Annotated in this window: 21 protein-coding genes and 1 tRNA gene; 14 read left to right on the top strand and 8 right to left on the bottom strand. The window is 62.3% G+C overall.

Annotation, left to right across the window (positions count from 1 at the left end; genetic code table 11):
• Nucleotides 1-23: 23 nt before the first annotated feature.
• Complete coding sequence (gene ung, locus LU684_RS11745) at nt 24-716, bottom strand: uracil-DNA glycosylase (RefSeq protein ID WP_016488844.1); 693 nt, start codon at nt 714-716, stop codon at nt 24-26.
• Nucleotides 717-841: 125 nt separating this feature from the next.
• Between ung and LU684_RS11740 the strand changes: the two genes are divergently transcribed.
• Nucleotides 842-1,948: an enoyl-CoA hydratase/isomerase family protein gene (locus LU684_RS11740; RefSeq protein ID WP_016488845.1), complete on the top strand. Its 1,107-nt coding sequence runs from the start codon at nt 842-844 to the stop codon at nt 1,946-1,948.
• Between the two features lie 30 nt (nt 1,949-1,978).
• Here LU684_RS11740 and LU684_RS11735 read toward each other — a convergent pair whose 3' ends face one another.
• Complete coding sequence (locus LU684_RS11735; RefSeq protein WP_016488846.1) at nt 1,979-2,428, bottom strand: hypothetical protein; 450 nt, start codon at nt 2,426-2,428, stop codon at nt 1,979-1,981.
• Nucleotides 2,429-2,640: 212 nt separating this feature from the next.
• Here LU684_RS11735 and LU684_RS11730 point away from each other — a divergent pair, with 212 nt between their 5' ends.
• The 7 genes from LU684_RS11730 (at nt 2,641) to LU684_RS11700 (ending at nt 9,592) form a co-directional block, all read left to right on the top strand.
• Nucleotides 2,641-4,122: a sensor domain-containing diguanylate cyclase gene (locus LU684_RS11730; protein ID WP_016488847.1), complete on the top strand. Its 1,482-nt coding sequence runs from the start codon at nt 2,641-2,643 to the stop codon at nt 4,120-4,122.
• Nucleotides 4,115-4,327 (top strand): cysteine-rich CWC family protein, encoded by a 213-nt coding sequence (locus LU684_RS11725; RefSeq protein WP_080641083.1) that lies wholly within the window; start codon nt 4,115-4,117, stop codon nt 4,325-4,327. The genes LU684_RS11730 and LU684_RS11725 overlap by 8 nt, the downstream gene beginning before the upstream one ends.
• Nucleotides 4,328-4,336: 9 nt before the next feature.
• On the top strand, nt 4,337-5,029 hold the full coding sequence (locus LU684_RS11720; RefSeq protein ID WP_016488848.1) for a pseudouridine synthase: 693 nt from the start codon (nt 4,337-4,339) through the stop codon (nt 5,027-5,029).
• Nucleotides 5,030-5,374: 345 nt separating this feature from the next.
• Entirely contained in the window at nt 5,375-6,262 is an 888-nt protein-coding gene (locus LU684_RS11715; RefSeq protein WP_095115995.1) for an alpha/beta fold hydrolase, read from the top strand.
• A gap of 111 nt (nt 6,263-6,373) precedes the next feature.
• Nucleotides 6,374-6,447 (top strand) — tRNA-Gly (locus tag LU684_RS11710).
• A 210-nt stretch (nt 6,448-6,657) separates the two neighbouring features.
• Entirely contained in the window at nt 6,658-8,364 is a 1,707-nt protein-coding gene (locus LU684_RS11705) for a SulP family inorganic anion transporter (RefSeq protein ID WP_232894665.1), read from the top strand.
• 217 nt (nt 8,365-8,581) lie between these two features.
• Entirely contained in the window at nt 8,582-9,592 is a 1,011-nt protein-coding gene (locus LU684_RS11700) for a DUF4917 family protein (RefSeq protein ID WP_232894664.1), read from the top strand.
• Here the strand turns inward: LU684_RS11700 and LU684_RS30735 are convergent.
• The 4 genes from LU684_RS30735 to LU684_RS11680 all read right to left on the bottom strand — a co-directional run bounded on the left by LU684_RS30735 (nt 9,560) and on the right by LU684_RS11680 (nt 12,566).
• Nucleotides 9,560-9,823 carry an SWIM zinc finger family protein gene (locus LU684_RS30735; RefSeq protein WP_146018889.1) on the bottom strand — a complete coding sequence of 88 codons (264 nt, stop codon included), beginning with the start codon at nt 9,821-9,823 and terminating at the stop codon, nt 9,560-9,562. The two genes, LU684_RS11700 and LU684_RS30735, sit on opposite strands and share 33 nt — an antisense overlap.
• Before the next feature lie 301 nt (nt 9,824-10,124).
• Complete coding sequence (locus LU684_RS11690) at nt 10,125-10,400, bottom strand: hypothetical protein (protein WP_083283771.1); 276 nt, start codon at nt 10,398-10,400, stop codon at nt 10,125-10,127.
• Between the two features lie 189 nt (nt 10,401-10,589).
• The gene (locus LU684_RS11685) at nt 10,590-11,804 is read right to left on the bottom strand and encodes a class I SAM-dependent methyltransferase (RefSeq protein WP_016488853.1); all 1,215 of its coding nucleotides are present in this window, start codon (nt 11,802-11,804) and stop codon (nt 10,590-10,592) included.
• A 144-nt stretch (nt 11,805-11,948) separates the two neighbouring features.
• On the bottom strand, nt 11,949-12,566 hold the full coding sequence (locus LU684_RS11680; protein WP_016488854.1) for a TPM domain-containing protein: 618 nt from the start codon (nt 12,564-12,566) through the stop codon (nt 11,949-11,951).
• Between the two features lie 186 nt (nt 12,567-12,752).
• Here LU684_RS11680 and bglX point away from each other — a divergent pair, with 186 nt between their 5' ends.
• The 4 genes from bglX (at nt 12,753) to LU684_RS11660 (ending at nt 19,827) form a co-directional block, all read left to right on the top strand.
• Nucleotides 12,753-15,044 (top strand): beta-glucosidase BglX, encoded by a 2,292-nt coding sequence (gene bglX, locus LU684_RS11675; RefSeq protein WP_023047317.1) that lies wholly within the window; start codon nt 12,753-12,755, stop codon nt 15,042-15,044.
• A 147-nt stretch (nt 15,045-15,191) separates the two neighbouring features.
• Nucleotides 15,192-16,949 carry a sensor histidine kinase gene (locus tag LU684_RS11670; protein WP_016488856.1) on the top strand — a complete coding sequence of 586 codons (1,758 nt, stop codon included), beginning with the start codon at nt 15,192-15,194 and terminating at the stop codon, nt 16,947-16,949.
• A complete protein-coding gene (locus LU684_RS11665; RefSeq protein ID WP_023047318.1) occupies nt 16,943-18,277 on the top strand; it encodes a sigma-54-dependent transcriptional regulator in 1,335 nt (444 codons plus the stop codon). Before LU684_RS11670 ends, LU684_RS11665 begins: the two co-directional genes overlap by 7 nt.
• Nucleotides 18,278-18,507: 230 nt before the next feature.
• Nucleotides 18,508-19,827, top strand: a complete 1,320-nt coding sequence (locus LU684_RS11660; RefSeq protein WP_024717451.1) for an MFS transporter — start codon at nt 18,508-18,510, stop codon at nt 19,825-19,827.
• 162 nt (nt 19,828-19,989) lie between these two features.
• Here the strand turns inward: LU684_RS11660 and LU684_RS11655 are convergent, their stop codons facing one another.
• A complete protein-coding gene (locus tag LU684_RS11655; protein ID WP_023047319.1) occupies nt 19,990-20,742 on the bottom strand; it encodes a COG4705 family protein in 753 nt (250 codons plus the stop codon).
• 341 nt (nt 20,743-21,083) lie between these two features.
• Between LU684_RS11655 and LU684_RS11650 the strand changes: the two genes are divergently transcribed.
• On the top strand, nt 21,084-21,371 hold the full coding sequence (locus LU684_RS11650) for a hypothetical protein (protein WP_054833436.1): 288 nt from the start codon (nt 21,084-21,086) through the stop codon (nt 21,369-21,371).
• Between the two features lie 118 nt (nt 21,372-21,489).
• Complete coding sequence (locus LU684_RS11645; protein ID WP_016488861.1) at nt 21,490-22,095, top strand: flavin reductase family protein; 606 nt, start codon at nt 21,490-21,492, stop codon at nt 22,093-22,095.
• Here the strand turns inward: LU684_RS11645 and LU684_RS11640 are convergent, their stop codons facing one another.
• Nucleotides 22,096-22,362 carry a hypothetical protein gene (locus LU684_RS11640; RefSeq protein ID WP_016488862.1) on the bottom strand — a complete coding sequence of 89 codons (267 nt, stop codon included), beginning with the start codon at nt 22,360-22,362 and terminating at the stop codon, nt 22,096-22,098. It abuts the gene before it with no gap.
• Between the last annotated feature and the right edge of the window lie 2 nt (nt 22,363-22,364).

Here is a 22,364-nt window from a genome sequence, read left to right as displayed (position 1 = left end):
AATCACGTACCCCACTGGGTTTTTCACAACGGGGGCAGTGCCCAGTCAATGGGCACAAGCCCCCGCTGCTCCAGGAAGCTGTTGGCCCGGCTGAAATGCCCACACCCCAGAAACCCGCGGTAAGCGGACAACGGCGACGGATGCACCGACTTCAGCACCAGGTGCTTGGTCCCGTCGATCAGCTTCTGCTTGCTTTGCGCATGCGCCCCCCACAACAGGAACACCACGTTCGGGCACTGCTCGCTGACCACCTGGATCACCCGATCGGTAAACAACTCCCAACCCTTCTTGGCATGCGACGCGGCATTGGCACGCTCCACAGTCATGGTGGTGTTGAGCAGCAGGACGCCCTGCTCGGCCCAGCTCTGCAGGTAGCCGTGGCTGGCGATCGGGATGTTCAGGTCGCGCTGCAATTCCTTGTAGATATTGACCAGCGACGGCGGCGTGGCCACGCCCGGCTGCACCGAGAAACACAGGCCGTGCGCCTGGCCCGGCCCGTGATAGGGGTCCTGGCCGAGTATGACCACCTTCACCTGATCCAGCGGTGTCGAGTTGAGCGCATTGAAGATCAGCGGCCCTGGCGGGTAGATTTCCTTCCCGGCGGCCCGCTCGCTGCGCAGGAACTCGCGCAGTTGATGCATGTAGGGCTGGTCGAATTCAGCGCGCAGTGCGGCTTTCCAGCTGGGTTCGAGTTTGATGCGATCGTCGTCAGTCATGGGGGCATCCGTAAACAATGGCGCGACACTAGGTAAGCCCATCCCGCTTGTCAAACGATCCGACCGACGACCGGCATGTTCGGGCAGGCAGGCCATACTTGTGCGATGACTGAGCGAGGTAGTCCATGGCCATTCATTGTGAGGTACTCACCGGCGCCGACGGCGCCCGCATCGGCATCGCAACCCTGGATGCGCCCAAGGCGCTCAATGCCTTGAACCTGCCCATGATCGAGGTGCTGGGCGAACAACTGCATGACTGGGCGCGCGACCCTGGGGTCGTCTGCGTGCTGCTGCGCGGTAACGGCAGCAAAGCATTCTGCGCCGGGGGCGATGTGCGGGCACTGGTGCAGGCTTGCCGTGAGCACCCCGGCAGCGTGCCGCCCTTGGCCGCCACGTTCTTCGCCGCCGAATACCGCCTGGATTACACCCTGCACACCTACCCCAAGCCGCTGCTGTGCTGGGGCCATGGGCATGTGCTGGGCGGCGGCATGGGGCTGCTGCAGGGCGCCAATGTACGCATTGTCACACCCAGTAGCCGGTTGGCGATGCCGGAAATCAGTATCGGCCTGTACCCCGACGTGGGTGCCAGTTGGTTCCTCGCCCGGCTGCCGGGCAAGCTGGGGTTGTTTCTGGGGCTGACCGGAGCGCCGATCAATGCACGCGACGCCCTCGATCTGGGCCTGGCGGACCGCTTTTTTGGGGAGCACCAGCAAGAGGCACTGATCGAAGAGCTGCTGCAACTGAACTGGCAGGAGCAGACCGCCCTGCAATTGAACAGCCTGCTCAAGGCCGAACAGCACCGCGCCTGCGCCGAGCTGCCCGAAGCCCAGTGGCTGCCACGGCGGCAGGTGATCGATGCGTTGCTGGATGTGGCCGATGCTGCAGCGGCCTGGCGGGCGTTGGAGGGGCTCAAGCACCATGACGACCCACTGCTTGCAGAAGCAGGCCAGCGGCTGCACGACGGCTGCCCGCTGACCGCGCACCTGGTGTGGGAACAGATTCGCCGGGCGCAGCACCTGTCTTTGGCGCAAGTGTTCCAGATGGAATACTGCATGAGCCTGAATTGCTGCCGCCACCCGGAATTCAGCGAAGGCGTGCGAGCCCGCTTGCTGGACAAGGACAACCACCCCCGCTGGCACTGGCCGGATGTGGCTCAGGTGCCGGCGGCGGTAGTCGAGGCGCATTTTTCCAAGGCGTGGGAGGGGCGGCATCCATTGGCGGATCTGAGTTGACTTCAAGGATCTGGGGCAGCGTTCATTCAACTAACGCTGCCAGTTTCCGCCTCGCCCTTGCCCAGGTCGGCCATCCCGGCGTCCGCCATCATTACCCTGCCCATTGGAGTGCCAGTCGCCGTGCTGGTAGCGCTGGCTGCCATCACGATAATCATGCCGGTCCCGATCCTGCCTGTAGTCCTGCCGATTGCGGTTGCCATAGTCATAGCGCGGGTTGCCGTGCCACTGGTTCACACCCGGCTGCGGATACGGCCGGTATTGCGGCGCGGGCGCCGACCGATAGTAATAACGCGGTGCCGGCTGGTAGTAATAGCGCGGTTGCGGCGCCACGTAGTAACGGTCATAGCGGTAGTACCCTGGCGACACGTAGCGGTCGGTAGAGTAGTAATCCGAGCGATAATAGCCCCCGCTCTCGTAGTACGGGGCGCAGGCAGAAGTCATCAGCCCCAAGAGGGCGATCAACAGGATTCGAGAGTACATGGCGGCCTCCTGGACCGCTGGAGTGCCCGAACAGCGGCGCTGGCGAGCATCGATGCATAACGCGTTCATCGACACTGAATAAGACCGCGAAGCCGAGGTGCAGTGCCGTTTATGCAATAATTTGATACAGGTGCGATAACCCCAAAAAACTTGCAGTCATTTGCCGGCCATCTCACTAGAATGGGCGCCCTGGCACACATCACGGGAAGATCATGCCGTTACGTTCCGCTCTGTTTTCGCAGCGCTCGCTGATCTTTACCCTGCTGGTGCTACTGGCCTGCGGCTTCCTCGCCACTTCACTGCTCAGCTACTTCGCCTCGCGCAGCGCCATTCGCGACGGCATCATCAATACCGAACTGCCGCTGACTTCCGACACGGTCTACTCGGAAATCCAGAAGGACCTTATCCGTCCGGTGCTGATCGCCTCGATGATGGCCCAGGACACCTTCCTGCGCGACTGGGTGCTGTCCGGCGAGCAGGATACCGAGCGCATGACGCGCTACCTTGGCGAAGTCATGGGCAAGCAGGACACTTCCACATCCTTTTTCGTGTCTGACCGCACCCTCACTTATTACCAGGCCAAAGGCGTGCTGAAGCACGTCGAACCAGGCACCTGGCGAGATGCCTGGTATTTCCGCCTGCGTGACCTCAAAGCCCCCTATGAGATCAACGTCGATCTGGACATGGCCAACCAGGACAGCCTGGCGGTCTTCATCAACTACCAGGTGCACGACTACCAGCACCGCTTCATCGGTGCCGCCGGCGTCGGGCTGAGCGTATCGTCGGTAGTCAAGCTGATCGACCAGTATCAACGCCGCTACCAGCGTTCGGTGGTGTTCACCGACGCCAAGGGCAGGGTGTTGATGACCGGCTCGGAAGGTGGCCCGCATGGTCTGCGGGTCGGCCAGCCGCTCAGCGACAACCCCGAACTGAACGACGTACTGGCCGAGCAGTTGGTGCCCGGTGAAGGCAGCCACGAATACCGCGACAGCGATAACCACAGCCACTTCCTGAATGTGCGCCACCTGCCCGAACTGGACTGGTACCTGTTGGTGGACAAGCGCGAAACCGGCGCCCTCGACCGCATCCGCCACTCTCTGTACCTGAACCTGGCCATCTGCGCGATGATTACGCTGGTGGTCCTGGCGCTGGTGCATGCCATGGTCCGCCGTCACCAGGCCAGCACCGAAGCCCTGGCTACCCTCGACAGCCTCACCGGCCTGCCCAACCGGCGCAGCTTCGACCTGCTCGCCGCCCAAGCCCTGCACGAAGCCCAGCGCGACAGTGGGCCGCTGGTGGCATTGCTGATCGACCTGGACCACTTCAAGGCGCTGAACGACACCCATGGCCACCTGGCAGGCGACGAAGTGCTGCGCCAATTCGCCAATGTACTGCAAGGCAGCCTGCGCCAGTCAGATATACTGTGCCGCTGGGGCGGTGAGGAATTCATCGTGCTGCTGCGTGAAGCCGAAGGCCGACAGGCCATCGAGGTGGCGGAAAAGATCCGCCGCCGTGCCGAACAGTTGACCTTCAGCTACGAAGAACAGCCGCTGCGCCTGACTATCAGCATCGGCCTGAGCAGCCTGCAGCCAGGGGATACCCTGCACGCCCTGCTGACCCGCGCCGATCGTGCGCTTTATCGTGCCAAGCAGGCCGGCCGCAACCGCGTCTGCAGTGAAACCCGCCATGAATGACAGCCAACACTGCCCCGCTTGCGGAGCCCTGAACCAATGCAGCCTGGCCGACCCGCGTCGGGCCACCCAGGCTTGCTGGTGCTATAGCGTCAGTATCGATCCGGCCGTGCTGCAGGCCCTGCCCGCCGAGTTGCGGGACAAAGCCTGCCTGTGCCCGCGCTGCGCCGCCGTTGAAGCACAACTGCGCTCCACCACTCCCCACTGACCTGTTCCAATGCGCCTCGACCGTTTCCTCGCCAACCTCCCCTGCCACAACCGCCAGCAAGTTCGCCTGATGCTGGCGCAACGCCGTGTGCGCCTGGATGGCCGAGTAGTCAGCGACCCGCTGACCGAGGTGCGTGAATTCAACCGTGTCGAGCTGGACGAGCAATTGCTCCAGGCGGGCCGCCCCGCGCGTTACCTGATGCTGCACAAGCCACAGGGTTGCGTCAGCGCCACCCAGGACCCGCAACACCCCACCGTGCTCGACCTGCTGCCCACAGCACTGCGTGATGACCTGCACATTGCCGGGCGCCTGGATTTCAACACCACCGGGTTGATGCTCCTGACCAACGATGGCCAATGGTCTCGGCGCCTGACCCAGCCTGCCACCAAGCTGCCAAAGCATTATCTGGTGGAAACCGAAAACGAAATTGGCGAGCACTATGTGGCCAGGTTCCGTGAGGGCTTCTACTTTGCCTTCGAGAACCTGACTACCCAGCCCGCCCAGCTGGATATCCTCGGCCCGCGCCGGGCTCGGCTGGCGATCGTCGAAGGGCGCTATCACCAGGTCAAACGCATGTTCGGGTTCTTCGACAACAAGGTGGTGATGTTGCACCGGGAGAGCATGGGAGCGATCCGCCTGGACCCGGGATTGGCGCCGGGGGACTTCCGGGAGCTGACGGCGGCAGAGATAGCCACTGTATAGGCCGGCACAGACAGTGCAGGGTCGTCATACGACCACTGAGCGACAAAAGTCACATTTCCCCCCGAACGGCACTTGCGCGATCCGCGACCCACTGCTTGAATCCAAATCGTCAGTCTGCATGTGACTACCAAGTCACGCTTGCAGTCGAAGACACTTTTTGCCGGCTACCCAAAGCCTTGATGCCTTGGGGCACGGCAAATTGCCCGCCAAAAACAATACCGTCGACGCACGTGCCAAGGATCGACACAGGGCCCCCCGGTTTCTCTTCAGGCAAATGCCTACCTGTCATAAAGAACGTGCACCCTAGGTGACGCGAATACCCTTTTTGCGCCAGGAGTCGATGACATGAGGCCAGAAATCGCTGTACTTGATATCCAAGGTCAGTATCGGGTTTACACGGAGTTCTATCGCGCGGATGCGGCCGAGAATACGATCATCCTGATCAATGGCTCGCTGGCCACCACCGCCTCGTTCGCCCAGACGGTACGTAACCTGCACCCGCAGTTCAATGTAGTACTGTTCGACCAGCCATATGCCGGCAAGTCCAAGCCGCATAACCGTCAGGAGCGCCTGATCAGCAAGGAGACCGAGTCGCATATCCTCCTGGAGCTGATAGAGCACTTTCAGGCAGACCATGTAATGTCGTTCTCGTGGGGTGGCGCAAGCACGCTGCTGGCGCTGGCGCACCAGCCGCGGAACGTGAAGAAGGCAGTGGTGAGTTCGTTCTCGCCGGTGATCAACGAGCCGATGCGCGACTATCTGGACCGTGGCTGCCAGTACCTGGCCGCCTGCGACCGGTATCAGGTCGGCAACCTGGTAAACGACACCATCGGCAAGCACTTGCCGTCACTGTTCAAGCGCTTCAACTACCGGCACGTCAGCAGCCTGGACAGCCACGAGTACGCGCAGATGCACTTTCACATCAACCAGGTACTGCAACACGACCTGGGACGAGCGCTGGAGGGTGCGCGGAATATCGACATCCCGGTACTGTTCGTCAACGGCGACCGCGACGAATACACCACGGCCGAAGATGCCCGGCAGTTCGGCAAGCATGTGGGCAGAAGCCAGTTCAGCGTGATCCGCGACGCGGGGCATTTCCTCGACATGGAAAACAAGACCGCCTGCGAAAATACCCGTAGCGCCCTGCTGGGCTTCCTCAAGCCGACTGTGCGTGAGCCTCGTCAACACTACCGGCAGGTTCAGCAGGGGCAGCATGCGTTGGCCATCTGAGCGCCTCGGCACTCTGTAGCTGATCCCGCAAGCCATGGGGTGCCGACAAGCTTTTTTTATAACTTGGGCTTCTAATTCCTGGAGGGTTCTGGTAAAAAGTGCTGCGCAGACGCGGGTATAGTTTAGTGGCAAAACGAAAGCTTCCCAAGCTTTAGTTGAGGGTTCGATTCCCTCTACCCGCTCCACATTGCATTCCAGCATGACGTTCCAGCAACGTCATCGCAGTCCAAAGGAGCCTTGGCTCCTTTTTTCGTTTCTGCCTCCACGTTGACCTGGCCTATGGCCAATTGCCTGCTGATCCGCTTCAATGCCCTGCGGATGTATACGCGTGCACGCGAAACGGCTTGTGGCGCATATGCTCAATGGATTCGTGAAACATTTCGAAAGGATGACGCATGTTTCTTTCCCGCTGGCTACCGGGCCTTGCCAACCTGCTGCACTACCGCCGCGAGTGGCTGCATGCCGACCTGCAGGCCGGGCTCTCGGTCGCAGCGATCCAGATCCCCATCGCCATCGCCTATGCGCAAATCGTCGGCCTGCCGCCACAATACGGCCTGTATGCCTGCGTTCTGCCCATGATGGTCTATGCCCTGGTCGGCAGCTCGCGGCAACTAATGGTCGGCCCCGATGCCGCCACCTGCGCGATGATCGCCGGTGCTGTGGCTCCGCTGGCCATGGGCGACCCGCAGCGCATCGTTGAACTGTCGGTAATCGTCACCGTGCTGGTCGGCGTGATGCTGATTGCTGCCGGCCTTGCCCGTGCCGGCTTCATCGCCAGCTTCTTCTCGCGGCCAATCCTGATCGGCTACCTCAACGGCATCGGCCTGAGCCTGATCGCGGGGCAGCTGTCCAAAGTAGTAGGGTTCAAGATCGAAGGCGACGGTTTCATCCTCAGCCTGATCAATTTCTTCCAGCGCCTGGGGGAAATTCACTGGGTCACGTTGCTCATCGGCCTGTCCGCCCTGGGCTTGCTGATCTGGCTGCCGCGGCGCTACCCGCGCCTGCCTGCAGCCCTCACGGTAGTGGCGCTGTTCATGCTGCTGGCCGGGCTGTTCGGCCTTGACCGCTTCGGCGTTGCCGTCCTGGGCCCGGTACCTGCCGGCATCCCGCAGCTGGCCTGGCCGCACAGCAACCTGGAGGAAATGAAAAGCCTGTTGCGCGACGCCCTGGGTATTGCCACCGTCAGCTTCTGCAGCGCGATGCTGACAGCGCGCAGCTTTGCCGCCCGGCATGGCTATGCGATCAACGCCAACCACGAGTTCGTCGCCCTGGGCGTCAGCAACCTGGCGGCCGGCATCTCCCAGGGCTTTGCCATCAGCGGCGCCGACTCGCGTACGGCAGTCAACGACATGGTCGGTGGCAAAAGCCAGCTGGTGGGCATCATCGCGGCATTGGTGATCGCCCTGATCCTGCTGTTCTTCACCGCGCCCATGGCGTGGATCCCGCAGGGTGCACTGGGCGCCGTGCTGCTCATGGCCGGTTGGGGGCTGATCGACATCAAGTCACTGGGCAGCATCCGGCGTCTTAGCCGCTTCGAGTTCTGGCTGTGTCTGCTGACCACGGTCGGCGTACTGGGTCTGGGCGTGCTGCCCGGTATCGTGTTTGCCGTCACCCTGGCGATCCTGCGCCTGCTGTACAGCATCTACCAGCCCACCGATGCCGTACTGGGCTGGCTGCCTGGGACCGAAGGCCAGGTCGACATCCGCAAATTCAAGGACGCGCGCACCGTGCCAGGGCTGGTGGTGTACCGCTTCGACGACGCGATCCTGTTCTTCAACGCCGACTACTTCAAGATGCGCCTGCTCGAGGCGGTACAGAGCCAGGACCAGCCCAAGGCCGTGCTGTTCGATGCCGAAGCAGTCACCAACATCGACGTCAGCGGCATCGCTGCCCTGCGTGAAGTACGCGACACCCTGGCCGCGCAAGGCATCTTCTTTGCCATCGCACGCGCCCGGGGTACGTTCCTGCGCATGCTGGTGCGCTCGGGGATGGCGCGGGAAATGGAAGACAAGCTGCTGTTCGGATCGGTACGGGCCGGGATTCGCGCGTACCGGGTGTGGCGCAACCGGAACCGCGGTGTGCCGGCTGCCGAGCAGGACTAAAGAGGTGTTTTATGACCACTGGCCCTATCGCCGGCAAGCCAGCTCCCACAGGTACGACGCAAGGCTCATGGGCTGTGCCGTACCTGTAGGCGCTGGCTTGCCGGCGACAGGGCCAGTGCAGCCAACACAAGACCCTGGCGTGGACACCAACCCTCGCACACCGTGCATGACATGCTAAAGTCGCCCCCGTTCTCCGCTCCACCCAACGGACCCCAGCATGCCCGCACTTGACGCCACCCTCACCCCCTGGCCAGAACTCGCTGCCCGCCACCCCTGCGACGCCCTGCTGCTGGGCAACGGTGCCAGCCGCGCAGTGTGGAAGCCGTTTGGCTACTTCTCGCTGTTCGAGGAAGCGCAACGCGCCGGCCGCAAGAAAGGCCTGGCGGTCAGCGACCAGGCGCTGTTCAAATCCTTGGGCACAGAACTGTTCGAGCCCGTGCTCAGCGCCCTCAACACCACCGTGCGCGCCAACGCCGCGCTGGCCATCAACTCCACCGCGCCGCTGAACCGCTACTACTCGATCAAGGAAGGGTTGATCCACGCCGTGCGCACGGTGCACCTGCCGTGGTCACTGATGCCAGCCACCACCCTGGCAGCCCTCAACCAGGCCCTGCGCGGCTACCGCAGTATCTACACCAGCAACTACGACTTGCTGCTGCCCTGGGCCGTACAACATGCTCCGCAGGGCTTCGCCAACCTGTTCGACGAGCAAGGCTTTTTCGATGTGCGCCGCACCCGCAGCGAAGGCACCCGGGTGCTGCACCTGCATGGCGGCCTGCACTTGCTCAAGCTGCCTGACGGCACCACACGCCAACGCAGCGCCGACAACGCCGAGCTGCTCGATGGCTTTGCGGTGAACATCCCCGCAGAGGTGCCGCTGTTCGTCAACGAAGACCGCAGCGACGAAAAACTGCGCGCCATCCGCAACTCGGACTACCTGAGCTGGTGCCTGGGGCAGATGGCCCGGGAAAGCCAGGGGCTATGCCTGTTCGGGCAGCATCTGGACAGCAGTGACCAGCACCTGCTCGAAGCCATCCGCCAGGCGCGGCCACAGCATCTGTCGATTGCCATAAGGCCATTGAGCGAGGCTTCAGTGATCAACCAGAAGCAACACTATATTGATCGATTCGGAAATCTGGCGGGGACGCAGGTGCATTTCTTTGATGCCAGTACGCATCCGATGGGGCTGGCGGCGTTAGCTATTGAGATGCCGCTTAACCGAAGATGAGGTGGGCTCGGTGCTCAAGCTCAATGGGCCAAGCCAGACTCGCCGAAAACACGCTTGTATGAACTGGAAACATTGACAGCCATCGCTATGCGAGCCAGCTCCAAGGTGCCCTGAGCAATCGAGTAGCTGCCTCGCTCCTGCAACCAGAGCAAAATGTCGGCAAGGTGCCAGAGAGAAGTACTGCCATCGTGAACAGGTGCAGGAAAGCTGACCGAATGCGCCACCATCAATTTCCGCATGTTTTGCCGAGACATGCCGATGATCTCAGCCACATCGGTAAGCCCCACGAGATCGGGAGTCGCTTCGATCAGGCGAGCCCGCGGAACAATTTTGCCAACGTCAGCAAGCGCGCTCTCGATAGCCTCTTTGGCAGAGGAAGATTCGCGAATGAATGCCAGTGCCAACCGACCCGGCTGACCTACGCCAACCAACGCATCATCACACCCGCCTTCAGCCAGACGCTCCAATAGCACATCGGTATCTTCGTTTTCGCCCAATTGATACTTCAGGGTGAACTCGTACTCCATTGCGATTACTCCTTCCAAGCATTCGGCGCATGAGCTGCCTTCCGGCTGCCCGAACAGTTGTCGACCACACGCTTTAGCTGTCGCGCAAAATTGCCAGCACTCTTCGGCGTGCTCCATACGCTGACAATGCAGTATTCCCCGCACCGGCAATCGGCATCATTGAGGGGGCAATACATCTTTCCCCAACAGTGCCCACCGCCCACTACGATTTTCCATCCCTTTGACTCTGCGTGCCTCAAGGCCTGCTCGACCTCTTTCTTGGCGTGACAGGGGCGTGCCATCAGCTTTCTCCAGTGTGAGCCCGCCACTCGAGAGTTGTCAATTGACAACCAAAACGCTCGACAAGCGTGCACGCCACACTACAGAAAGGCTGATGAAAGAAATCGCCGCAAAGTGCGATTAGGAATTTCCCTACATCGATTGGAGATTCATACCCAATGTGCGCCTCAATCAGGTCCGACGTGCAGCCGTCAGAGCAACCCATCCGCCCGCAGTAACGTCTCCAGGCAATGCTCCTGCACCCCATAGAACGCCTTGAGCTGGCCAATCTTCTCCAGCAACGCCCCGTTATCTGCCGCCTTGGGCCGCTTCACCGCAAGAATCATCTTGTTCTTGTTGGTGTGCTCCAGCGAGATAAACTCGAACACCTTGGTCTCGTAACCGCAGGCTTCCAGGTACAGCGCGCGCAGGCTGTCGGTCAGCATTTCGGCCTGCTGGCCCAGGTGCAGGCCGTACTGCAGCATGGGTTGCAGCAACCCCGGGCTATGCAGTTGCGGGCGGATCTGTTTGTGGCAGCACGGCGAGCACATGATGATCGCGGCGTTGCAGCGGATACCGGTATGGATGGCGTAGTCGGTGGCGATGTCACAGGCATGCAGGGCGATCATCACTTCGATGGCCTCAGGCACCACGCTGCGCACATCACCGCACTGAAACTCCAGGCCCGGGTGGTCGAGGCGTGCGGCAGCGCTGTTGCACAGGTCGACCATGTCCTGGCGCAGTTCCACGCCAGTTACCTGTGCGTCGCGGCCCAGGCTGTTGCGCAGGTAATCGTGCATGGCGAAGGTCAGGTAACCCTTGCCCGAGCCAAAGTCGGCCACCCGCAGTGCCTGCCCGGCAGGCACCGGAGCGCTGGCCAGGGCGTGGTCGAAGACCTCGATGAACTTGTTGATCTGCTTCCATTTGCGCGACATCGACGGAATCAGCGCGCCTTGTGCATCGGTTACGCCCAGGTCACGCAAAAACGGGCGCGACAACGCCAGGTAACGCTTCTTCTCGCGGTCATGGCCGCTGCTGGCAGTGACATCACGCGGTGCCTGTGCGCCGTGACGCTGCAGCATCGGCTTGCCCTTCTTGCTGAAGGTCAGCTGCACTTCGCCGTCAGCATCGAACAGGTGGGCGTTGCGGAAGCTGTCTGGCAGCAGCTCGGCGACCAGCGCCTGGGCCTGGTCCAGCGGCAGGTTGCGGGTGATGTCACGCGTCTGGTGGCGGTAGACCAGCGAAAGGCACGGCTGGCCCTTGACCTGCAGCGGCTTGGCGATGATCCGTTGCAATGTCTGGTCGGCACCGACATGGCGCGCCAGCACCAGTTTGACCAAGGTATCGCCGTGCAGGGCGGCGTTCAGCAGGTCGAGAAACTGAGCGCGCGCATCCGGCGCGGAGTGGGCGGAAGTACTGGCGGACATGGAGAAACGGTGCCTCGAATAGCGGGAAGCGCATTCTACACCCTGTGGGAGCGGGTTTACCCGCGAATGCGTCGGTAGCCTCCAGGCAGCATTCGCGGGTGAACCCGCTCCCACAGGGAACGCGTCAAGCCAGGCGGATCCGAATCAATCGAGAATGACCAGCCGGTTGGGCAACTCGTTACGGGCATGGGTTGCCGGCACGTGCTGGCCAAGCAGCTCGCCACACGCCTCGATGCACTCGACAAAGCCCTGCAACGTCTGGCCCTGGCGCACCTGTTCGGCAAGGCGGGCACCCATGGCCGCGCGGGCTTCAGCATCCAGGCAGTGTTCGATACCCCGATCGACCAGGATCTCCACATGCCGCTCCGCCTCGCTGACGAAAATCAGCACGCCCGTGGCGCCTGCGGTGCGCTGCAGGTTCTGCTCGCGAAACTGCTGGCGGGCCAGCCGAGAAGCATGCCAGCGACGCAGGCCACGGGGGATCAGCCAGCCGGCCAGGCGCGGGTTGCGTAGCAGCAGGCACAAGCCGACGAACAGCAGCACGTTGGCCACCAGCAAGCCACGCACGCCGGGCCAGCCCAGCAGCCAATGCAACAGGCCCGGTACAACCAGCGCCAGCACGGCGGCCCAGAACAACGGCCAATAGGCGTAATCGTCGGCACGGCGGGCCAGCACCGTCACCAGTTCGGCATCGGTGCGCCGTTCGGCACGCGCAATGGCTTCGGCAATCTGCCGTTGATGGTACTCGTCGAAGGGGGTCATGCCGTCGGTCTCTTGAGCGTTCTTATAGTTGTTGTCCCGGCACTCGGGGCTTCATCCGCAGGGGACATATTCAGGCATAATCCGCTGCTGGAACCTAAGCCTGCAAATCGTACAACAATAGCCGCCTGAAAACTCCGGCCGCGCGCGTATCACCCTGGATACGGCAGAGGCCCCACAACGGAATTGATGATGAAACTGTCTTTGCTGGGCCTGGCCATGGGCCTTGCCAGTCAGGCGGCTCTTGCCGCCCCCTACGCCCCGCCCCTGCAGGACAAGCAGGCGTTCATCGAGCACCTGATCAGCCAGATGACCGAAGCCGAGAAGATCGGCCAGCTGCGCCTGATCAGCATCGGCCCGGAAATGCCCCACGAAAAGATCCGCGAGGAAATCGCAGCAGGCCGCATCGGCGGTACCTTCAACTCGCGCACCGCACCCGAAAACCGCCCCATGCAAGACGCGGCCATGCGCAGCCGACTGAAGATCCCGATGTTCTTCGCCTACGACACCATTCACGGCGAACGCACCATTTTCCCGATCGGCCTGGGCATGGCCGCCACCTGGGACATGGACGCCGTCGCCAAGGTCGGCCGCACTGCCGCCATCGAAGCCTCGGCCGACGCCCTGGACATGACCTTTGCCCCCATGGTCGATATCGCCCGTGACCCGCGCTGGGGCCGTACCAGCGAAGGCTTCGGCGAGGACACCTACCTGACCTCGAAGATCGGCCAGGTGATGGTGCGCTCGTTCCAGGGCAGCAGCCCGGCCAACCCCGACAGCATCATGGCCATCGTCAAGCACTTCGCCCTGTATGGTGCAGTGGAAGGCGGGCGCGACTACAACACGGTCGATATGAGCCTGCCGAAAATGTACAACGACTACCTGCCGCCGTACCGCGCCGCGCTTGACGCCGGTGCTGGCGGGGTGATGGTGGCGCTGAACTCGATCAACGGTGTGCCGGCCACCTCCAACACCTGGTTGATGAATGACCTGCTGCGCAAGGAGTGGGGCTTCAAAGGCGTGACCATCAGCGACCACGGCGCCATCCAGGAGCTGATCCGCCACGGCGTCGCCCGTGACGGCCGTGAAGCCGCCAAGCTGGCGATCAAGGCCGGCATCGACATGAGCATGAACGACACCCTGTACGGCGAAGAGCTGCCAGGCCTGCTGAAGTCCGGCGAAGTGACCCAGCGCGAACTGGACCAGGCGGTACGCGAAGTGCTCGGTGCCAAGTACGACATGGGCCTTTTCAAGGACCCCTACGTGCGCATCGGCAAAGCCGAAACCGACCTGAAAGACTATTACGGCAACGACCGCCTGCACCGCGAAGCTGCGCGCGACGTGGCACGCCGCAGCCTGGTGCTGCTGGAAAACCGCAACCAGACCCTGCCGCTGAAAAAGGCCGGCACCATCGCCCTGGTCGGCCCGCTGGCCGATGCCCCGATCGACATGATGGGCAGCTGGGCCGCCGACGGTAAACCGGTGCATTCGGTGACCGTACGCGAAGGCCTGCGCCGCGCCGTGGAAGGCAAGGCCAAGCTGGTCTTCGCCAAAGGCTCCAACGTCACTGGCGACAAGGCGATCCTCGATTACCTGAACTTCCTCAACTTCGACGCCCCGGAAATCGTCGACGACCCGCGCCCGCCTGCGGTGCTGATCGATGAAGCGGTCAAGGCGGCCAGGCAATCCGATGTGGTGGTGGCAGTGGTCGGCGAGTCCCGCGGTATGTCCCACGAGTCTTCCAGCCGTACCACCCTGGAAATTCCGGCCAGCCAGCGCGAGCTGATCAAAGCCCTCAAGGCCACCGGCAAACCGCTGGTGCTGGTGCTGATGAACGGCAGGCCGCTGTCGATCAGCTGGGAGCGAGAGCAGGCCGACGCCATTCTCGAAACCTGGTTTGCCGGAACTGAAGGCGGTAATGCCATTGCCGACGTGCTGTTCGGTGACTACAACCCGTCCGGCAAGCTGGCCATCACCTTCCCGCGCTCGGTCGGGCAGATCCCGATGTACTACAACCACACCCGCATCGGTCGGCCCTTCACCCCTGGCAAACCGGGCAACTACACCTCGCAGTACTTTGAAGAGCCCAACGGCCCGCTGTACCCGTTCGGCTATGGTCTGAGCTATAGCAGCTTCGAGCTGTCGGGCCTGAAGCTTTCGAACAAGGACCTGAAGCGCGGGGATACACTGGAGGCCAAGGTGACGGTGGCGAACACCGGCAAGGTAGCCGGCGAGACCGTGGTGCAGTTGTACCTGCAAGATGTGTCGGCGTCGATGAGCCGCCCGGTAAAGGAACTGAAGAACTTCCAGAAGCTGATGCTCAAGCCGGGCGAGTCACGCACCTTGACCTTCCGCATCAGTGAGGAAGACCTGAAGTTCTACAATGGCCAGCTGCAGCGGGTTGCCGAGCCAGGGGAGTTCAATGTCCAGGTCGGGCTGGATTCCCAGGCGGTGCAACAGCAGAGCTTCGAACTGCTGTAACTGAAAGGTCGCCTGTACCGGCCCTTTCGCGGGCTTGCCCGCTCCCGCAGGATACTCACAGCCCGATGGACCTGTGCAGTACCTGTGGGAGCGGGCAAGCCCGCGAAGAGGCCAACCCCGATATCACCATCATCCGGATCCGCCCCGATGCCCTTTTCCTTTCGCGCCCTGCGTCTGGGGCTGATCACCCTGTTGATCGTGCTGGGCACCGCCCTCAGTGCCGGGTGGGCCATGCACCAGGCCAAGCGCCAGGCCATGGAAGACGACGCCCGGCGTGCCAGCCAGCAGTTGGGCCTGTACGCCAATACCTTGCACACCCTGATAGACCGCTACCGCGCCCTGCCCGCCGTGCTGGCGCTGGACCCGGAACTGATCGCCGCCCTGCGCGACCCTGTCAGCGAACAGGTGCAGAACGCCCTGAACCGCAAGCTCGAACGCATCAACGGCGCCGCAAATTCCTCCACGCTCGAACTGCTTGACCGCACCGGCCTGGCCATCGCCGCCAGCAACTGGCGGCTGCCCAGCAGCTACGTCGGTTCCAACTACGGCTTCAGGCCCTACTTCAAGCAGACCCGCAGCCAGGGCAGTGGCCGCTTTTACGCCGTGGGCGTGACCAGTGGCGTGCCGGGCTACTTCCTCGCCAGCGCAGTGAACGACGAGCATGGCCGCTTCCTCGGCGCCATGGTGGTGAAGCTGGAATTCCCTGAACTTGAACGCGAGTGGCGCCAGGGCAGCGACATCCTGCTGGTAAGCGACGCCCGCGGCATCACCTTCATTGCCAACCAGGACGGCTGGCGTTACCGCGAGCTGCAGCCGCTCAGTGGTGCCGACCGTGCCGAACTGGCCGAAACACGCCAGTACGACAAGCAACCGCTGGTGCCGTTGCAGCATCAGGTGCTGACGCGCTTTGCCGCCAACAGTACCCTCAGCCGCGTGCAAGGCCCCGAGGGCAGCGCCGAGTACCTGTGGGAAAGCCTGCCACTGGAAAGCGAAAACTGGACCTTGCACCTGCTGCGCAAACCGCAGGTCGCCGCCGACGGCCGCAATGCCGCCCTCGGCGCCGCTGCCGTCTGGCTGAGCCTGGTGTTCGCCGCCCTGTTCGTCAGCCAGCGCCTGCGCCTGGCCCGTCTGCGCCAGCGCAGCCGGCAAGAACTAAAGCGCCAGGTCGAGGAGCGCACCCGCGAACTGCGCACTGCTCAAGAAGGCCTGGTGCAATCAGCCAAGCTGGCGGCGCTCGGGCAGATGTCGGCCGCCATGGCCCACGAAATCAATCAGCCACTGACCACCCAGCGCATGCAACTGGAAACCCTTCGCCTGCTGCTCGACCATGGCCGCCATGACGAAGCGCGCCAGGCATTGGAGCCACTGGAGCAAATGCTGACGCGCATGGCCGCGCTCACCAGCCACCTGAAAACCTTTGCCCGCAACAGCCCGGTCGGGCTGCGCGAGCGCCTCGACCTGGCCACCGTTGTCGACCAGGCACTGCATCTGCTGGAAACCCGCATTCGCACTGAGGAGGTAGAGGTTGCCCTGTACCTGGCGCGCCCGGCCTGGGTACGCGGCGATGCCATCCGCCTGGAGCAAGTGCTGATCAACCTGTTGCGCAATGCCCTCGACGCCATGGCCGACAAGCGCTACAAACGCCTGGAGGTGCGCATCGAGCCCGAGGGCGAGCGGTGGTGCCTGAGTGTGCTGGACTCGGGGGGCGGCATTGCCCAGCCCGACCTGGCCAAGGTCTTCGACCCGTTCTTCACCACCAAACCCGTGGGCGAAGGACTGGGCTTGGGCCTGGCCATTTCCTACGGCATCGTCCACGAGGCCGGTGGCCAGTTGCAGGCCGAAAACCTGCCCGGTGGCGCACGCCTGAGCCTTATCCTGCCCCGTGACCTGGAGCCTGTATGTTGAATTCAGTGATCGTCGTCGATGACGAAGCCAGTATCCGCACCGCGGTCGAGCAATGGCTGAGCCTGTCCGGCTTCGGCGTGCAACTGTTCGCACGCGCAGAAGAGTGCCTGGCACACCTGCCGCAGCACTTTCCCGGGGTAATCATCAGCGATGTGCGCATGCCGGGCATGGATGGCCTGCAGTTGCTCGAACGCCTGCAGGCGGAAGACCCCGACTTGCCTGTCATCTTGCTGACCGGCCACGGCGACGTGCCGATGGCAGTGGAGGCCATGCGCAGCGGCGCCTACGACTTCCTGGAAAAACCCTTCACCCCGCAGCACCTGCTGGGCAGCCTGCGCCGGGCCCTGGAAAAGCGCCAGCTGGTGCTGGAAAACCGCCGGCTGCACGAACAGGCAGACCTCAAGTCCCGCCTGGAAGGCACGCTGCTGGGCATGTCACAGGGCCTGCAACAGCTGCGCCGACAAGTACTGGAGCTGGCCAGCCTGCCGGTCAATGTGCTGATCCGTGGCGAAACCGGCAGTGGCAAGGAGCGCGTGGCCCGCTGCCTGCACGATTTTGGGCCGCGCGCCAGCAAACCCTTCGTCGCACTCAACTGCGCGGCCATCCCCGAGTCGCTGTTCGAGGCCGAGCTGTTCGGCCATGAGAGCGGCGCCTTCACCGGCGCCCAGGGGAAGCGCATCGGCAAGCTGGAGTACGCCAACGGGGGCACGGTGTTTCTCGATGAAATCGAAAGCATGCCACTGGCGCAACAGGCCAAGCTGTTGCGCGTGATCCAGGAGCAGAAGCTGGAGCGTCTGGGTGCCAACCAGAGCATCAGCGTCGACTTGCGCGTCATTGCCGCGACCAAGCCAGATTTGCTCGAGGAAGCTCGCGCCGGGCGCTTTCGCGAAGACCTTGCCTATCGCCTGAATGTGGCCGAGTTGCACCTGGCGCCGCTGCGTGAGCGGCGCGAAGACATTCCGCTGCTGTTCGAGCACTTTGCCCGTGCCGCAGGTGAAAAGCTCGGTCGTAACGCCTTGCCGTTAACGGGTCCACAGCTGGCGCAGCTGCTATCGCATGACTGGCCAGGCAACGTGCGTGAGCTGGCCAACGCGGCGGAGCGGCATGCGTTGGGGCTGGGTTCGCCAAACATTGAAGTGACACCTGCCGGGCCTTCGCTGGGCGAGCAGATGGAAGCGTTCGAGGCGCAATGCCTGCGCGCAGCCTTGCGACTGCATGGGGGCGAGATCAAGTCGGTGATGGAGGCGTTGCAGCTACCCCGGCGTACGCTTAACGAAAAAATGCAGCGGCATGGGCTGGTGCGCGAGGACTTTGTCGGGCGCGAATGAGCGGATTTCCGCTTACCTGCAATCGTTGATAGGCAAAAATCCGCTTATCTGTGAGCGATCCTGGGGCTGCTTTGCAGCCCATCGCGACGCAAGGTCGCTCCTACAGGCCAGGTACCACACGGTCCTGCACTCAAATGAATCACCCCGCCCCCATTTGGCACACCTTCTGCAATTGCCCTGGCAAGCTGCGCCACGGCGCGCTCCACAAAAACAACGAGAAGGTATCCCTGATGGATAACGCCACCTCCCTGCCCGCCGGGGCGGCCACTGCGCCCGCCGCGGAAAAAACCACCGCCAGCCGCCTGAAGTCGATTTTCAGCGGGTCCATCGGCAACATGGTCGAATGGTACGACTGGTACGTCTACGCCGCATTCTCGCTGTACTTCGCCAAGGCCTTTTTCCCGGCCGGTGACTCCACCGCACAATTGCTCAACACCGCCGCGATCTTCGCCGTGGGCTTCCTCATGCGCCCAATCGGTGGCTGGCTGATGGGCCTGTACGCCGACCGCAAAGGCCGCAAGGCCGCGCTGATGGCCTCGGTACTGCTGATGTGCGCCGGCTCACTGGTCATCGCCCTGACCCCGGGCTACGAAACCATCGGCGTCGCCGCACCGATCCTGCTGGTCATCGCACGCCTGCTGCAAGGCTTGTCGGTGGGTGGCGAGTACGGCACCTCGGCCACCTACCTCAGCGAAATGGCCAGCAAGGAGCGCCGTGGCTTCTTCTCCAGTTTCCAGTACGTGACCCTGATCTCCGGCCAGCTCATCGCCCTGGCGGTACTGATTGTCCTGCAACAGACCCTGACCACAGAGCAGCTGTATGCCTGGGGCTGGCGCGTGCCGTTCGTGATCGGTGCGCTGTGCGCAGTGGTTGCCCTGTACCTGCGTCGCGGCATGGAAGAAACCGCCTCGTTCACCAAAAAGGAAAAGGCCAAGGAAAGCCTGATGCGCACCCTGCTGCGCCACCCCAAGGAGCTGATGACCGTGGTCGGCCTGACCATGGGCGGCACCCTGGCGTTCTATACCTACACCACCTACATGCAGAAGTACCTGGTCAACACCGTGGGCATGAGCATCAGCGATTCGACCACCATCTCGGCCGCCACGCTGTTCCTGTTCATGTGCCTGCAGCCGGTGATCGGTGGCCTGTCCGACAAGATCGGCCGACGTCCGATCCTGATCGCCTTCGGTGTGCTAGGCACCCTGTTCACCGTACCGATCCTCAGCACCCTGCACACCATCCAGACCTGGTGGGGCGCGTTCTTCCTGATCATGGCAGCACTGATCATCGTCAGCGGCTACACCTCGATCAACGCCGTGGTCAAGGCAGAGCTGTTCCCAACGGAAATCCGCGCTCTGGGCGTGGGCCTGCCGTACGCCCTGACTGTGTCGATCTTCGGCGGCACCGCCGAGTACGTGGCCTTGTGGTTCAAGAGCGCTGGCATGGAAAGCGGCTTCTACTGGTACGTCACCGCCTGTATCGCCTGCTCGCTGCTGGTTTACGCGACCATGAAGGACACCAAGCAACACTCGCGGATTACTACCGAGTGAATGTGAAGCTGCTGAAATGAAAAGGGCGCGCCGTTCCAGGTGCGCCCTTTTCATTTGTTCGATCAACACTCATCTCGCTGTGAGCCGATTAAACATGCTATTCGGCTCATCCTGTGAGCCGAATAGCTCAGTTAATCGGCGCACTCGTGCCTCAGAGCCTGTTCAGGACATCTCCAACACCTGGCGCGGTTCCCGACGCTGGTACCAGGTGGCCATCAGCACCAGCACCAGCAGCACCCCGCCCAGCACGGCCGACGAACCGATTGTGCCGAAGTCCAGGCCGCCCTTTTCATGGGGTTTGGTGAGGAAGTCGCCCAAGGTGGCGCCGAATGGGCGTGTGAGCACGAACGCCACCCAGAACAACACCACGCCGGGGATGCGCGTCCAGTAACGGGCCACTACCACCAATGCGATGGCACTGCCGATCAGCAGCGCGCCGCCGGCAAAACCAAGCCCCGAATCATCGGCCAGGTAATCGCCAAGGGCAGTGCCAAGCGTGTTGGAAAACAGGATCGCTACCCAGTAGAACAGCTCGCCCGAACGATTCTTGATGCGGGTGACGTCCAGTGGGTTGCCGCTCAGGCGCCAGACCAGGAAGGTCAGCAGCAGGATCCCGATGAGCAGGGCCGAACCCGTGGCATAACCCAGACCCAGGGTGCGGTCCATGAAATCGGACATGGTAGTGCCAGCAGTGCTGGTAGAGAGGATCACCAGCCAGTACAGCATCGGATGGTAGCGGCGGGAGTAGAGCTGGCCGACCAAGGTCAGCAGGAACACGCTGATCAGCATCAACGAGCTGAGTGCATAGCCGATGTTCAGCGTCATCGACAGCAAGTCGCCGGCGGTTTCGCCAAGGGTGGTAGCGCAGATCTTCATGACCCAGAAGGCCAAGGTGATTTGCGGGAGTTTGTTCATTGTTGTGCCGCTCCAGTTTGAGGTGCGGCGATGGTGCTGAGCAGCGTCTGAAAAATCGGTTGGTGAGGTATGAAAAAAGCGTTGATTGAACTTTGAAACAAGACATTTCGTTCTTAACGCCCCATTAATTCCCGACCCTCAAGCTGCAAGGGCTGATGAAACGATACGCGAGAGCTTACGGCGAGTGATCGACACCGCTACCTGACTCACGCGAAGTGCGCCCTGACACATCGATATATTCGATTTTTAGACGCTATTATTTGCGCTTTTTAATCAAATTAATCAGCGTAGGATGAAACCCATAGAAACAAACAACCTCTCGCACAGATGGAGCACCGACCATGAAAAACAAACTGATCCTCACCCTGGCCCTTTCGGTTTTCGCAGCTGGCGCCTTCGCCGAAGATGGCTTCGACCGTACCAGCGCTCACACCTTTGCCGCGGCTCAAACACAGTCCGCTAGCTACGCTGAAGATGGCTTTGACCGCACCGGTGGCCAACGCTTCGCCGAAGACGGCTTCGACCGCACCGGTGGCCAACGCTTCGCCGAAGACGGCTTCGACCGCACCGGTGGCCAACGCTTCGCCGAAGACGGCTTTGACCGCACCAACGCCCACCGCATCAGCTGATACCTGATGCGAGCAACCAGCCCGGCTTTGGCCGGGCTTGATCATTTGCAGGCGAGCACAGGCTTGGCACACTAGGCACCTTGTCCATCAGGAGGTAGGGCCAACAAGCCCAGCACAGATGTATTACTACGAACCTGCCAAAGGCCACGGCCTGCCCCACGACCCGTTCAACGCCATCGTCGGCCCCCGCCCTATCGGCTGGATTTCCTCGCACGACCGCGAAGGCCGCCTGAACCTGGCGCCCTACAGCTTCTTCAACGCCTTCAACTACATCCCGCCGATCATCGGTTTCTGCAGTGTCGGGCGCAAAGACAGCCTGAACAACATCGAGCAGACCGGCGAATTCGTCTGGAACCTGGCCACCCGCCCCCTGGCCGAGCAGATGAACCAGAGCTGCGCGCCGGTTGCTGCCGAGGTAAGCGAGTTCGAATTGAGCGGCCTCACCGCCACGCCCTCGCGCATCGTCAGCGTGCCGCGTGTAGGCGAAACCCCGGTGGCGTTCGAATGCAAGGTCAGCCAGATCGTCCAGCTCAAGCGGGCCGACCAGGAGCTGGTGCCCAGCTGGCTGATCCTTGGCGAAGTGGTGGCGGTGCATATTGCCGAGCACCTGCTGAAAAACGGCATCTACGATACCGCTGCTGCCGAACCGATTCTGCGTGGTGGTGGCCCGGCGGACTATTTCGAACTGGGCAACCTGTTCAAGATGGCCCGCCCGCCGGCCTGATCACCAGATCAGTTCGCCCTCTTCGCTGACGCCTTGCAGGCGTTGCAGCTCGGCCGTGGCCGCTTCGTCGGCAGCCACGGCGCCTTTGAATACCTGCCCGTCGAGGACCTTGTGAAAGCGCGGCGCGCCGCCCATGCTCAAGGCCTTGACCGCAATGGCGGCGCTGTAGCCGCCACCTTCCACCGGCACCATCGCCGATACCGCTTCGAAATGAGTGAATTCCCTACGTGCCATGTTGCTATCCGCTTGGTTGAACAAGGGCGTCACTT

The organism is Pseudomonas sp. NMI542_15 (assembly GCF_021283425.1).
In the GTDB taxonomy this organism is placed as follows: Bacteria; Pseudomonadota; Gammaproteobacteria; order Pseudomonadales; family Pseudomonadaceae; genus Aquipseudomonas; species Aquipseudomonas fortuita.
Note: the sequence above shows the minus strand (reverse complement) of the source record. Positions and strands in the feature narration are given on the sequence as shown.